This window comes from Tardiphaga sp. P4_G1 (assembly GCF_056401215.1).
Map to the genome: position 1 here is coordinate 41,355 of NZ_JBFUJU010000012.1, position 14,108 is coordinate 55,462.

The 14,108-nt window shown below is 62.7% G+C and carries 12 protein-coding genes; 1 reads left to right on the forward strand and 11 read right to left on the reverse strand.

Translation table 11 applies throughout. The annotated features are described in order from the left end of the window. Positions 1–29: 29 nt before the first annotated feature. From AC1DUY_RS25680 to AC1DUY_RS25700, 5 genes are all read right to left on the reverse strand, one after another. The gene (locus tag AC1DUY_RS25680) at positions 30–1,181 is read right to left on the reverse strand and encodes a glycosyltransferase family 4 protein (protein WP_478118027.1); all 1,152 of its coding nucleotides are present in this window, start codon (positions 1,179–1,181) and stop codon (positions 30–32) included. Continuing rightward, positions 1,174–2,196, reverse strand: coding sequence for a polysaccharide deacetylase family protein (locus AC1DUY_RS25685; protein ID WP_478118029.1), 1,023 nt, complete (start codon positions 2,194–2,196; stop codon positions 1,174–1,176). The genes AC1DUY_RS25680 and AC1DUY_RS25685 overlap by 8 nt, the downstream gene beginning before the upstream one ends. Positions 2,197–2,250: 54 nt before the next feature. Then, positions 2,251–3,750 carry a lipid II flippase MurJ gene (locus AC1DUY_RS25690; protein WP_478118031.1) on the reverse strand — a complete coding sequence of 500 codons (1,500 nt, stop codon included), beginning with the start codon at positions 3,748–3,750 and terminating at the stop codon, positions 2,251–2,253. A 70-nt stretch (positions 3,751–3,820) separates the two neighbouring features. After that, entirely contained in the window at positions 3,821–4,975 is a 1,155-nt protein-coding gene (locus AC1DUY_RS25695; RefSeq protein ID WP_478118033.1) for a glycosyltransferase family 4 protein, read from the reverse strand. Next, entirely contained in the window at positions 4,975–7,287 is a 2,313-nt protein-coding gene (locus AC1DUY_RS25700) for a GumC family protein (protein ID WP_478118035.1), read from the reverse strand. The genes AC1DUY_RS25695 and AC1DUY_RS25700 overlap by 1 nt, the downstream gene beginning before the upstream one ends. 353 nt (positions 7,288–7,640) lie before the next feature. Here AC1DUY_RS25700 and AC1DUY_RS25705 point away from each other — a divergent pair, with 353 nt between their 5' ends. Then, positions 7,641–7,814 (forward strand): DUF1328 domain-containing protein, encoded by a 174-nt coding sequence (locus tag AC1DUY_RS25705; RefSeq protein WP_089265352.1) that lies wholly within the window; start codon positions 7,641–7,643, stop codon positions 7,812–7,814. Positions 7,815–7,842: 28 nt separating this feature from the next. On the opposite strand, the gene AC1DUY_RS25710 is transcribed toward AC1DUY_RS25705, so the two are convergent. From AC1DUY_RS25710 to AC1DUY_RS25735, 6 genes are all read right to left on the reverse strand, one after another. Then, positions 7,843–8,556, reverse strand: a complete 714-nt coding sequence (locus tag AC1DUY_RS25710) for an ABC transporter ATP-binding protein (protein WP_116662762.1) — start codon at positions 8,554–8,556, stop codon at positions 7,843–7,845. After that, on the reverse strand, positions 8,537–9,301 hold the full coding sequence (locus tag AC1DUY_RS25715; protein ID WP_478118037.1) for an ABC transporter ATP-binding protein: 765 nt from the start codon (positions 9,299–9,301) through the stop codon (positions 8,537–8,539). Before AC1DUY_RS25715 ends, AC1DUY_RS25710 begins: the two co-directional genes overlap by 20 nt. Further along, a complete protein-coding gene (locus AC1DUY_RS25720) occupies positions 9,298–10,299 on the reverse strand; it encodes a branched-chain amino acid ABC transporter permease (protein WP_478118039.1) in 1,002 nt (333 codons plus the stop codon). The genes AC1DUY_RS25715 and AC1DUY_RS25720 overlap by 4 nt, the downstream gene beginning before the upstream one ends. Further along, positions 10,296–11,165, reverse strand: coding sequence for a branched-chain amino acid ABC transporter permease (locus AC1DUY_RS25725; RefSeq protein ID WP_093757322.1), 870 nt, complete (start codon positions 11,163–11,165; stop codon positions 10,296–10,298). Before AC1DUY_RS25725 ends, AC1DUY_RS25720 begins: the two co-directional genes overlap by 4 nt. 8 nt (positions 11,166–11,173) lie before the next feature. Then, complete coding sequence (locus AC1DUY_RS25730; protein WP_478118041.1) at positions 11,174–12,808, reverse strand: amidohydrolase; 1,635 nt, start codon at positions 12,806–12,808, stop codon at positions 11,174–11,176. Positions 12,809–12,887: 79 nt separating this feature from the next. Further along, positions 12,888–14,063, reverse strand: coding sequence for an ABC transporter substrate-binding protein (locus AC1DUY_RS25735; protein ID WP_089265356.1), 1,176 nt, complete (start codon positions 14,061–14,063; stop codon positions 12,888–12,890). Positions 14,064–14,108: the final 45 nt, after the last annotated feature.

The window sequence follows — 14,108 nt, forward strand, 5'->3', positions numbered from 1 at the left end:
GCAAGCGCCCGCTTCAAGGGCGCGGCCGATCAGCCCCCCCGCTTTGCATCGGCGGCCTGCTGGCAGGCCGACACCAGCGCATTTGCCACCACCTCGTAAGTAAAACGCGTCAGCACGTTGTCGCGCGCGGCCGCGCCGCGGTCCAGCAACTGCTGCGGGTCGGCAGCAAGCCGATCCAGCAGTGTCGCCAGCGCATCGGGATCCCGTTCGGGAATGATCCAGCCGCCCTTGCCGACAACATCGGGAATAGCGCCGCCCGTCGAACCGATCACCGGTACACCGCAAGCCTGCGCCTCGACGATCACCCGGCCGAACTGCTCACGCACGGCGCTGGTGGTGCGCGTCAGCAGGATCATTGCATCGAGACCGCTCAGGAATGACGCGACATCGGCCGGTTTGCCCCAGCCCCGGAATGTGACGCGGTCGGTCAGTCCCAGCTCGTTGACGCGCAGTTTCAACGCAGGCTCATGCGGACCTTCGCCCATGATCGCCAATGTCACATCTGCCGTGGCGCGTTTCATGGCGTCGAGCGCGTCGTCGAGACCCTTCTCCTCGACAAGACGCCCGACATAGCCAATGCGTAGTCGCCGCCCGGGCGCAATCGGCGCCTGGCGCTCGCCGGTCTGATTGAAGGTCGCAAGATCGACGCCATAGCCAATCGGCGACGTCGGCCCCATATAGCCGCGCGCGCGGACGACTGCTGTCGCTTCCGGACTGCGCGAGAGGATATGATCGGTGTTTCGCAACACGTCCTTGCGGACGAATTCGAATGGCGGCGGCAAACGCTTCAGGATGTTCTGATCGACTTCCAGGACCATCGCGGCGCGCCCCTTGAGGATGCGTGCCTGCATCGCGACGATGCTCCACGGCTCTTCCCAGAGATGGATCACATCGGGATCGACCTCGCGGATAAGACGCCGCAAGCCCGGATAAAAATGCAGATACCAACTCATCGGGCCGGCGCGCGGCAGGCGGATCGGCATCACATGCACGGTCATGCCGGGATCGTCGGACGGATCTGCAATAATCGTACGGCCGAACTGATACCACCTAGCCGGGACGACGAGATGCATATCGACGTCATCGCGTCCGATGAGTGGATAGTATCGCAGACGCCCCGCATCGCGGCTGACGGCGGAATGTGCAATCGAGAGGACCTTGAGACGACGACTGCTAGACACGCCCCGTCATCCTCGCGGCCACACCCGTCAGGCCAGACAGATGGAGCTCCATGGTCGCGAGACTGCGATCCGCGCCGTTGATCGTGCAGCGTGGCAGGTTGTAGGCATCCTGGCCATTGCGCACGAGGCCCTTGCGGGTCGTCGCTGCACTCGCATAACCGGCATCGCGCGCGATCGCGAAATCGCGCGGACCGCAATCGCCCGAACGTCCATAGGGAAATGCGAAATGCCTGGCGGGGATGCCAAGGCGCTCAATCAACCGGTCGCGACCGCCCTTGAGTTCGAAGCGTGCACCATCCGGCGACAACGACGAAATACGGGCATGCGTCACGGTGTGGCCGCCGATCTCCACCAACGGATCGTCGCGCAACTCTTCGAGCATCTCCCAGGTGATCGCATGCTTCCAGTGCATCGCGTCGATGTCGACACCATTGAGTTCGCAAAACTTCTTGTAAGAGGCTGATGCCTGCGGACCATCCCAACGATCCGCAATCCGATGGAATGCCGCACGCTTGGCGTCAGACGTCGGCACATCGATCGCACCATCTTCGAGAATGACCCGGTCGTTGTTGAGCAATGTATCTTCCAGACCTGCGGCCCACAGCGGAAGCGTGCCGTCAGGAATACCCGTCGTGACAAATAACGTCACCGGCACGTTGTGACGGCGAAACAGCGGCACGATCTCCTCATAGGTATCGCGATAGCAATCGTCGACGGAGAAGTTGACGAAGCGATCGTTCGACTTACCGGCCTTCGAACGCTGGATCGCTTCTTCCATCGTCACGACATCCCAGCCGCGTTGCTTCAGATGCGACAGGAACTGATCGAGAAAATTCGTATCGAGATAGAAGTCGCGGTTCGGCAGCTTTTCCCAGGCCCGAGCGGAGGCGCCGCGATGAAAGGTCATCAGGCAGCCACGCGTGCCCATGAACATATCGGCAGCCATGCTGATCGGGCGAACCAGCGCTTCGGAAGACGCCATGCGTCGGGCGGCGCTGGATAACAGGTGCTTCATCGAAAAGTCCTCAGACGATCAAGGCACTCTCTAATACAAAAACGCATATCAAAATCACAAGCGCCCCCGGACGCGCGCAAATGCCGCAATGTAGACGCCCGGCATCAGCATCGCGACAGACAGCGCGAGGCAGACCAGATAGGCAAAGCCACCGGCGAAAAGCCGCTGCCACGGGCCCGTCAGAACCTCATGAATTTGCCAGCTGAAGAGTGCCATCAGCGCTGCCGGGAAACACGCGAGAAACATCAGGTAGAGCAGCTTGCGCCGGGACCCCAGGACGATCATGACGCCAGCCAGAAGAACGATACCACGGGCGGCTTCACCCAGTCCAAGCAACAAGGTGCCCCATTCATGCGCCGTGGGCAGGTATGAGGTGAGAAGGTTAACTACGATATTAACCAGATAGGCAGTGACGATGATGGCAGCGGCCGCAAAATTCCGGCCTGCGCCATTGAGGATGCGGATCAGGATCCAGCCAAGCGTCGCAGCCCATAGGCCAAGCGCGATGCCGCGCAAGGCCTGACTGGTCAGGAACAGCGCCTGCTCGTTGAAGGCGCCGCGCAGAAAAACCAGCCGCACGATCTCCGGCGCGAACATGGCGAGAAAGACCGATGCCGGCACCGCGAGTGCGAGAATAGGCCGAGCGATCCCTTCGATCTGCGCGCCGACGTCCTTTGGTGGATGGCTGGACAACACCGCCAGCCCGACCGGCTGGCTGATCAGCAGCAACGCGCTTTCGGTCAGCGTGCGTGCATAGTCCAGCGAGGCCACTGCACCGGTCCCGACCCGCGATGCAAGCAGGCGTTCGATCCAGACATTGGCCTGTTCGGCGACCGGTAGCGCGAGCAGCGGTCGCAGCCGACGAAAGAATTCGCGGCCTGACGCCAGCACTGATGACAGCGACAGGCCCTTGAAGCTGAGCACGCCCTCGCGCCACATCGTGTAGAGCCCCCAGGCGCCGAGCGCGTTGAAGGCAGCCGAGAACGACCAGGCCAGTGTATGAAAGTTGCCGGACACAGCAACGAGGGCAATGCCCATCAGCACGGCGACGTTCAGGATGCTGGCGCGGATATTCGTCAAGCGGGTCCGACCGAGCGCGATTTCGCCTGCAGCCAGCACGTTGATCATCGCCGAGGCCGGCATGCCCAGCGCCATGATGCGAATGAAGTCGAGAGTGAGGCTACGCCCCTCCGCCGAAAAGCCACCGACCAGCGCGTCCACGGCCCGCTCGCCGAGCGCCTGTAACCCAACCATCAGGATCATGGCGATGCCGGTGATCGCCACCGTCATGGCGCCGAGGCGCTGAGGTCCGTTGCCCTCCTTCAGCGCATCCCGGTGCATCGGGATCATCACGGCGGGAACGGTCTCGTTCTGCAGGAAGGCCAACGGCAGCATTACCGCCGTGATCGCACCACGAAAGCCGTCGGCGACCAGCGAAGCGCCAAGCACTTGCGCCATCAGGATCTCGCGGCCGAAGCCCAGTAGCTTGCTGGTCAGCGCACCGCTGATGAGAATGGCTGTAAACTTCCGCGTCGAGTGCCGAGCGCCGCTCATAAGCGCGCCGCTGTGGTCCGATCAGGGACCGTCCGAGAACTCAAATTGCAAACTGAACGGCGATACGCGGTCACACGGGCGCTCCGGCAGCCGCTCGCCCGATCAGGCCCGAGACTGTCTGCAGCATCTGATCGACGCTGTAATGCGAGCGCGCTCGCGCTTCGGCATAGTGCAACTGGCCCGCCAGTTCAGGCGGGCGCGACATGACCTTGGTAATAGCGGCGGCCAGCGCATCGGCGTCCCCTGGCGGCACCAGCGTCCCGGCCTTGCCGGCTTCGAGAATATCAGACGCCGCACCGGCATCCGTCGCAATCACAGGCACATCGGCGAGCATGGCTTCGACCAGCGTTCGGCCAAACGGTTCGGGATCGATCGAGGGATGGATCATCGCATCGACGGCGCGCATCAGCCGCGGCACGTCGTTGCGCTGGCCAAGGAAATGCACGCGATCGCCGAGACCGAGATCCGCCACCATCCGGTTGAGCTTCTCGGCATAAGGCTCTTCGCCAAACAGCGCAGCCCCTGCAATAATACAGCTGACGCCCGGCGTCTTTACCAGAGCCTGCAACACGATATGCTGGCCCTTCCAGGCCGCGAGGCGGCTGAAGACGCCGACGAGCGGTCCTTCAGGCAATTTCAACTCGCGCCTGATCTCAAGCGGCGTGCTGGCGTCCGGCGGCACATCAAGACCGTTGGGCACGATCGCGACCAGCTCCTTGCGGCCACCTTGCGCAATGAAGGCATCTGCAGCAGCTTGCGAAGGAACGACCACTTTTGCCGTACAATAATTCGCCAGCGCCACCTGCACGCGGCGCTGCGTGGCGCCGAAATGCTCACTGCTGATGATATCGTGCAGGTGCCAGATCAGCGGACGCCGCGCCAGCGTGGCGGCGACGGCCGATAACACAAAGGCCTTCTGCGAATTCGCATAGACAACGTCATGACGGCGCGCCTCGCGCGTCAATTCGGCAATGATGGCCCCGAGCCGACCAATCAGCGGAAAGGCTTTCAGGATTGAGCTGTCGCGCCTGACATCCGAGAGCCCCTCGCCCCAGCGCGACACACGCACCTTCAGGCCCTTGGCTGCAAGCGCCTGATGCAGCGGGCCATCCTCGAACAGGAAGGCCGCCTCGCCTACCCATGGCTGAACGAGATCGATCAGAACGAGCTCAGCGCCGGAGATCGAGCCCGTATGGCAGACGAACAGAACGCTGGGAGCGGGCATCACGTCGCTCCGGCATAGGCATTATTCGAAACCCGGTCTGTGCCGCTCGGCGTATTGGCGTCCGGCATCATCGTGACGGCAATGCCGAAGACGCTGCCGCCCGCGACACGGATCGCACTGGATGTCGCCACTGCCTGCCCGATCGAGGAGCGGCCGGAACGCATGCAGAGCAGCACGCCATCGACCTGCCTGGCCAGCACGCCCAGATCGGTCTGGATGCCCGGCGACGGCGCGTCGATCAGGACAACGTCGTAGATCTGGCTCCAGAGCAGGAGATCGCCGAGCGGTTTACGCATCAGCAATTCGGCGGATGCCGAGAACGGCCCGGCAGGAATGACGTCGAGATTGGGAGTCGCGGTGCGGACCACCGCTTCGCGCGGCGTGATGTCGCCGCGCAGAATTCCCTGCAGCCCCATGCTGCTGCGCAAGCCCAAGGCTGTTTCGAACTTCGGCGCGCCGAAATCGCATTCGATCACCAGCACGCTGCGGCCTGCCGTTGCGAGATATTGCGCCAGAGTCAGGGTCAGAAACGTTTTGCCCTCGGCCGTCGTCGGCGACGCGACCAGAATCTTGCGGCGTGTCCTGGTGTCGTTCGACGTCAGCAGGCCCGTCGCCAGATCGCGGAGTGCATCCTGATAGTGCCGATCCTGCAGCGCGAGCGGCAGCGCACGCGACAGCGAGGCGCCGGACTGCGCCGTGAGGATCGCACCGATCGGCGATTCCGATGGATCGCGCTTGACGGTCGGCAATCGTGCCAGAACGGGCGCGCCGGTGACGACGGCCAATTCCGATGACGACGTCGGCAGTGGCGGTCCGGGACGCGGCGTCACGGGGGCAGTCGCCTGAACAGGGGCCGGAGCGACCGGTGCAGCGACTGCGACAGGTGCAGCTACGGCGGCAGACGCAGCGGCGGCAGGCGCGGCTGCACGCACCGGGCGAATAGTTGCCGTCCGCAGCCGGGACAGACCCGCAAGATTGACGCGATCGCCGAAGAAAGCTGCGACGAATGCGAGCAGCAGGCCGAGCGTGCCGCCAGCGGCCAGGAACGGAATTTTCTTCGGGAAAAACGGCTTGGTCGGCAGTTCGGCAAGGCTGACCAGTCGTGTATTGCCAATCAGCACGCGCCGCTCGGTTTCGAGTTCGCTGGCGCGCTTGTAGAGATCGGCATATTGCTGGCGCTTGATCTCGGTGCTGCGGACCATGCTCTCAATCGAGGCTTCGTCCGATGTCGCCGAACCGACTTCAGCCTTCACGGCATCCATCTGCTTTTTAAGCGCGTTCACGAGGGCATCATTGGCGTCGAACGCCTTCTGCGCGCTGGCGGCAATGCTGGCCACTTCCGTGGCCATGCGCTCCTTGATCGCGGACTGCTCCTGCTCCAGCGCACGCAGCGACGGATGCCGCGGCCCCAGCACATTGGCCTGGCTGGCGAGCTGCGCAGTGACAACCGTGAGCTGCTGCTTGAGATCGGCGATGGAGCGGTTCGACAGCACGGAAGGCGAGTCCACAGCACGGGCCTGATTGGCCTTGATCTCCTGCAGGCGGGCGAGCGCATCGGCACGCGCGGTTTCGGCGGTCGACAGCTGCTGGCTGATGCTGCTCAGCCGCTCCGAGCTGATCGGCGCCAGCGATCCGCGCATCAAGCCCTTGTTGCGGCGAAATGCCTGGATCTTGGCATCGGCATCCCGCAACTCTGCATCCAGCTGCTTGGCTTCCTTCCAGAGATAGGACGCGGCAACCTCGCGGCTGCTCGCACCCGATGTCCGCTGCTCGTCGAGAAACGCATTGGTCAGCGCATTCGCCATCTTCTGCGCGACTTCGGGGATCGACGAAGTGTAGGAGATATTGATGACGCGCGAACGTCCGACAGCACCGATCGCGAAATTTCCCGACACATAGTCGATCAGCGCCGCCGTATCAGTCTTCATCTTTTCGCAGGTGGAGCTGCTGCTCCTGCTCTGACACTCTTCAATCGCGGCTTCCGTGACGCCCGGCTGCTGCATGGCGAGCCGCATCACCCGCGGCGAGCGCGCAATCAGCAGTTGGCTTTCGACGTCGGCGGGGTCGCCGATCTTCTGCGCCCAGGCGGCGGATGCATTGCTATTGCTGGGCTCCTGCTCGGCAACGATCACCGAACCTGTGGCGAGATAGCGCACCGGCAGCACAACCAGCGCAATGACCGTCAGGATCATCACGCCGAGAAACACAGCACCGAACAGGCTACGATTGCGCCAAACCCTGAGCAGCGGGCTCTCGCCCGCCGCGCCATCGGCGGCTTCCGTATTCGTAACGATGGCGCGTTTGGTGAACATGCGCGTCAGACTTTACTACGGGGCGCTGGCACCGCACATCCCTGCGCCGTAACGGTGCTCACCCAGCGCAACCACCCATGACCGACCGCGACACGCATACTGAACCCTTTGTCCCCCGAACCACAAATCCACTGCGGGGAGCAGGTCTACTATCCATTCATTAGGGATGTTTTGGTTAAGGGCGGGTTTAAAATGCTAACCAATACCTTTGCGCTGCCTAATTAGTAGGCTGCTACGCCTCCCCCGGACCGGTGCCGCATTAGCGAGCTAGGTAGGTGCGGCAGCTTTGGTTGCGAGCCGGAACCAAATCTCGCAGCGCGGCGTTCCGGAATTGCTGCAACCGGAGTTCCCCGATGAGCCTTCTGAAATGGGCGCTGATCTTCTTTCTGATTTCCGTCGCCGCCGGCCTGTTCGGCTTTACCGGCATTTCCGCCGCCACGGCGGATGTCGCACGCGTACTTTTTTATATCTTCCTCGTGATCTGCATCGTGCTGCTGGTATTGGGGATCACGATCTTTCGGGCCTGACGCGCCGGGCGGCGCGCCAATCCGAAATTTAGTGAATGCCGACGCCGACCAGCCGATCGACCAGCGCGCGGTCGGCAGTCAGCACATCCGGTGTACCGCTCCAGCTGGTGCGGCCACGCTCCATCACCATGACGCTGCTCGCGAAATCCAGCGCGCGCTCGATTTGCTGCTCGACCAGAATGATGGTGACTTCACTGGTGGCGGCCAGCTTCGCCAGCAATGCCATCAGCTCGTCGCAGATCACGGGCGCGAGGCCTTCCAGCGGCTCGTCCAGCAACAGGATCGACGGCTTGCCCAGCAGTGTCCGGGCCATCGACAGCATCTGCTGCTCGCCGCCTGACAGCTGCTTGCCGTAATTGCCGCGGCGTTCGCGCAGCCGCGGGAACATCGCATAGGCTTCATCGAGCGCCGACGCCGGCCGCCCCTTCAGCCCCGTGCGCAGATTCTCCTCCACCGTCAGCGAGGCGAAAATGTCGCGGGTCTGCGGCACATAGCCGATCCCGAGATCGGCGCGCGCCGAGGTCCGCTTGGCCGTGACGTCTTGGTCGCCGATCCTGATCTCGCCGCCGTGACGAGTCGTCAGGCCCATCAGCGTCGCCAGCAGCGTGGTCTTGCCCATGCCGTTGCGGCCGAGCACGGCGAGACGATCCCCTGCTTTCACCGAGAACGAAATGCCCTCGATGATCCGCGTCGGGCCGTAGCCGGCGCTCAGGTTCTGGATATCAAGTGGCGCGGCGGGCATCGGCATAGCTCCCCAAATACGCGCGGCGCACTTCGTGATCGGCGGTGACCTCATCGGGCGATCCCTCGAAGATCAACCGCCCGGCCGCCAGCACCAGTACGCGCCTGGCAAACTTGAACACCAGATCCATGTCGTGCTCGATCATTAACACGGCGATATCAGGTGGCAGCCGATTGATCGCCTCAAGGATCTTGGGCGCCTCGTCATGCGGCACGCCGGCGGCGGGCTCGTCGAGCAGAAGCACCTTCGGATGCAGCGCAAGGCCGATGGCCAGCTCGATCAGGCGCTGCTGTCCGTAAGCGAGCTCCACGACCTTGCGATAAGCGAGCTTGGCGAGGCCAAGATGGCTCAGAATCTCGCTCCATTCTGCGCGGACTTCCGGCAGCTCCGTCGAGCTCGAGAAAAACCGGCGCGAGATTCGCTTGCGCTGCATGATCGCCAGCGCGACATTGTCGGCGACGGTGAGATTGGCAAACAGCCGCGTGGTCTGGAACGTGCGCACCAGACCGCGACGCACGCGATCGGGAATGCTGAGACCGGTGATCTCGTCACCGCCCATGAAGAACTGGCCTTCGCTCGGCGCAATGTCGCCGGTGATCAGATTGACCAGCGTGGTCTTGCCAGCACCGTTCGGGCCGATCAGCGCGACGCGGTCGCCGGCAGTCAATTTGAAATTGACGTCGCGCGTCACATGCAGACCGCCGAACGAGCACGACACGCCACGGGCTTCGAGGAGATTGGTCATGCCGCCTCTCCCTTGCGCTTGAAGCGGGAGGCCAGCGACAACACCGGTTCGATAAGCCCGCGCGGCGCGAACACCACAATCAGGATCAGCAGCAGGCCGACCAGCGTCATCCAGTGGAACGGATTGGCGGCGGCCACGATATGCTCGAAGATCATGAAGATGATCGTCCCCGCCAGCGCGCCCCACAGATGCCCTGCACCGCCAAGCACCAGCATGACCAGTACTTCCGCCGAGCGCTCGAAGCTGACGCTATCGAGACCGACGACGCCGGTGCTGATCGCCGTCAGCGCTCCACCGATCCCGGCAACGGCACCAGCGACGCCATACATCACGACAAGGCGCGGATAGATCGAGACGCCGATCATCCTGGCGCGCAGATCGTCGTCCTTGATGCCGCGGCACATCAGACCAAACGGTGAGCGCACGAAACGCTGCAGCAGCACGAACACAATGACCAGCACGCCCAGCGAGAACAAAAATGCCGTGCGGCTGTACATGTCGAAATTGAAGATGCCGAACACCTTGCCCGGTGTAATGCCTGACAGGCCGTCGCTGCCGCCCGTCAGCCACGACAGCTTGTTGGCAAGTGCGGCGACCAATTGCCCCACAGCAATCGACAGCACCAGTTGCGGCAGTCCGCGAAACCGCGTGATCAGCGCGCCGGAGATCAGCCCCATGACCGTTCCCGCGAATACACCGATCGCCAGCAACGCGACGGGATCGGTGATGCCACGCACGCAAGCAATGCCGGCGGCATAGGCGCCGACGCCGAATTGCGCGGCATGGCCGAGGGTGGCGACGCCGCAATAACCGGTGACCAGATCGAGCGACAGCACCAGGAATGCGATGCCGATCAGCCGCGTCAGGAACGCCAGATCGTCCGGATACAGAAAGTAGCCGATGGCACCGAGCACGATGATACTCAGCGCACCTGCCGCCTCCTGACCGAAGGGAATGCTGCGCTTGTGCGGAACCTGGGTCGCGACGATCTCGCTCATGCGTGCGACCTGCCAAATAGGCCATGCGGAAACAGGAACACGACGACGATCACCGACAGATAGAAGAAGAAGTCGCCGAACTCCGGCGCGAGATATTTGCCGGTGGTGTCGGCGAGGCCGAGCAGGAGCGACGCCGACAGAGCACCAAGGATCGAGCCTGCGCCGCCGACAGAGACGACGACGAGGAACGTCACCATATAGCGCAGTGCATAGAACGGTTCGATCGGCAGGATCTCCGCGCCGACCACGCCACCGAATGCGCCGAGCCCGATCGCCAGCGCGAAGGTCACTGCATAGATGATTTCGGTGCGGATGCCCAAGGCGTCCGCCATACCACTATGATCGACCGAGGCGCGTAGCTTGATTCCGAACTCCGTCTTCTCGATCAGCAGCCACAGCGCCAGCGCCGTAACCGCGCCGCAGGCGATGACAAAGATGCGATGGGTCGGCAGCATGCGGAAACCGATATCGAGCGGACCACTGAGGGTCTGTGGCAGCGGAATCGATTTCAGCGACGGGCCGAAGATGAAATTGACGATGCCGATGATGAAGAACGTGATGCCGATGGTCATCAGCACCTGAATCAGCGGATCGGACTTCCGGTAGATCCGGCGATACAGCAGAATCTCGAACGGGATCGACACGATGATGGTGCCGACTACCGCCATCAGGATCGCGACGCTGTAATGCACATGCAGGTCGCGGATCGCATAAGAGGCCAGATAGCCGCCAATCATGGCGAAAGCGCCATGGGCGAGGTTCACGACGCGCATCAGCCCCATCATGATGGACAGGCCGATGGAAATGATGAACAGCACCATCCCATAGGCGACGGCGTCGGTCATGATGCTGAAGACGGTACGCATGATTGATCCTATGCCGAAGCAGCGCCCGAGCGCCATTTCGGAAACTGCGGCATGGCGTCATGGACGACAGCGCCGCGCATCATGGTGAGCAGCACCTTCGTCTCTTTCAGAGGGAGGCAGTCGGCGGCGAAGGGATCGCGATCAAGGGCGATCAGATCGGCCGCCATGCCCGGCATCAGCGTGCCGCGCCAGTCTTCCTGCCTCATCGCGATAGCGCCACCGACCGTATAGCTGTGAATGGCTTCGCGGACGCTGATGGCTTCCCCCTGCCCGATCGGCGCACCGCTGTCCGAGGCGCGGCTCACCGCATCGGCGATGCCATCCCACGGCGACCACGACCCGGTCGGCGCATCTGAGCTTGCGATGTAAGTGACACCCGCGTCGATCACCGAACGGCCCGGATAGCAACGATCGGCACGCGGACCGAAGGCGCCGGCAATCGAGCGCCGCATCCGGGTGAGAAAACTTGGCTGGGTGACGACGAGCGCGCCCAATGCCTTCATCCGCGCCAGCCCACCGGCGGGCGGCACGAAGTAATGTTCAATGCGGTGCCGGACATCGGCGCGGGGATGTGCCGCCTGCGCCGTCTCATAGGCTTCGATGATACAGTCGATACCGCGATCGCCGGTACAATGAACGGCGACTTGCCAGCCGTCCTCATGTGCCTCGGCGATCACGCGCTGCAGTTCGGTTGTATCGCGCATGAACATGCCGCGGGACGGCGTATCGAAGAAATCCTCGCTCACCGCCGAAGTTCGCGCGCCGACAATGCCATCGGCGAAATATTTCAGCGTCATCGACTGCCAGTCGGCGTCTTGCGTCGGCACCAGCCCACGCGCCGCCGCTTCAGCCGGGTCGAGCTGGTTCATGAAGCCGAGCCGCATTGGCAGCACATCGCCATTTGCGCGGATCTCGTTCCAGATCGCGACTTCATCATCGAAGCCGACGGTGAAGCCGACCGCGGCTTCTACGACAGCAACAAGACCTAACCTGGCGCTATCGGCAATTGTCGCGCGCAGAGCCGCGGTGAGCTCATTTCGATCCATCGGCGGCGCAGCACGGAATATCAATTCGGCTGCGCCTTCTTTGGCGCTCCCATCCAATCCACCATCCTCGGAACGCCCGAATGTGCCACCTTCCGGATCGGCAGTGGCGTCATCGATGCCCAGCAATCGCAGCGCGGCACTGTTGACGACGGCGACATGACCGCAGAAGCGGCGGATCAGCACCGGGTGATCGGAAATGACGGCATCGATCTCCGCCCGTGTCGGCAGCCGATGTTCCGCCAGCCCGTTCTCATCGAGGCCCGCGCCGTAGACCCACTTATCACAGGAAATGGCGCGCGCACGCGCAACCAGCAAATCAAGCACATCGGATATGGTGGGCGCATCGCGCGGCGTCACCGGCACCTGCAGTCGGGCATGGGCGATGGCGAACAGATGAATATGCGCGTCGGTGAGGCCGGGAATGACGGTGGCGCCCGCGAGATCGATCGTCTCGTCAGCGGACGGCGCAACATCCGCTGCACCAATCCAGACCACCTTGCCATCGCTGACGACGATGCTGTCCGCGGGGGCTTCATCCCAGGCAGAACGATAGATGCGGGCGTTGATCAATCGAAGCGAGCGCGCGCGGCTAATCATGTCGAAGGAAATCTCATCTCGCGCGACGATGTCGCAGAAAGAGGGGGATTCCGCAACGAGGCGGAATCCCCGGCATCGCCTACTTTGTGCTCAGCGCCCAGTCCGGCTGATCGGCGAAGGTCTGGCTCTCCTTGTTGATCAGCTTGCCGTCCACCTTCTCCACGCTGCGCAGATAGACGTTCTGACGAATGTGACGCGTGGTGGGATCGATCGACACCGGACCGCGCGGCGAGACCCACTTCATGTCCTTGACGGCATCGACCGCCTTGGCGGCATCGCGCTTGCCATCGGTGGCCTCGATCATCTTGTAGATCAGGCGCGCGCCGTCATAGGCCGCGACCGACGTCATGGTGACTTCGTCGAGGTTGCCGCCGCCCTTCTTGATGGTGGCAAGGAAGGCCGCGTTTTCCTTGGAGTCGTGCGACACCGAATAGTGATAGGTCGAGAGGATACCGATGCCGGCATCGCCGATGTTCGGCAGATCCGGCTCGGTGACGACGTCACCGGTCGACATCAGCTTGACTCCGCCGGCCTTCAACCCGTTGTCGATATAGGCCTTGACGAAACCCAGCGTCGGCGGGCCGGATGGCAGGAAGGTGAAGATGGTGTCCGCGCCGGAATCCTTGATGCGCTGCATGATCGGGCTGAAGTCGGTGGTGGCGAGCGGAATGCGAACTGCTTCGACCACCGCGCCGCCCTCACCTTCGAACGTCTTCTTGAATGCCGCTTCAGCATCCACACCCGGACCGTAATCGCTGACCGCGATGGCCACCTTCTTGGCGCCGTTCTTTAACGCAATTTTCGCGGCAGGCACGGTGTTCTGCCACATCGTGAACGAGGTACGGACGATATAGGGGCTCTTCTCGACGATCGACGAGGTCGCCGCATTCATCACAATCAGCGGCGTCTTGGATTCTTCCAGCAGCGGCGCGATGGCCATCGCGTTCGGCGTGAAATAGACGCCAGCGAGGTATTGCACCTTGTCCTTGACCAGCAGCTCCTGCGCCAGCGCCTTTGACTTGGCGGGATTCGGGCTCTCTTCATCGCGATAGATGAATTCGACATCATGTTTGCCTGCTTTGGTGCCATGCTCGGCGACCCAGGCGTCGATGCCCATCTTGAAGTTCTTGCCAAACAGCGCGTAAGGGCCCGACATGGTGCCGATCACGCCGACCTTGATGGTGTCGGCGGAGGCCGTGCCGGTCATCAGGCCGAGAATGGCCAGTGCAAGAATGGATTGGCTGCGTCTGTTCATTGCGGTTGTCCCCGTTGGAAAGTTAAGAAAGCTATTCGGCAAACC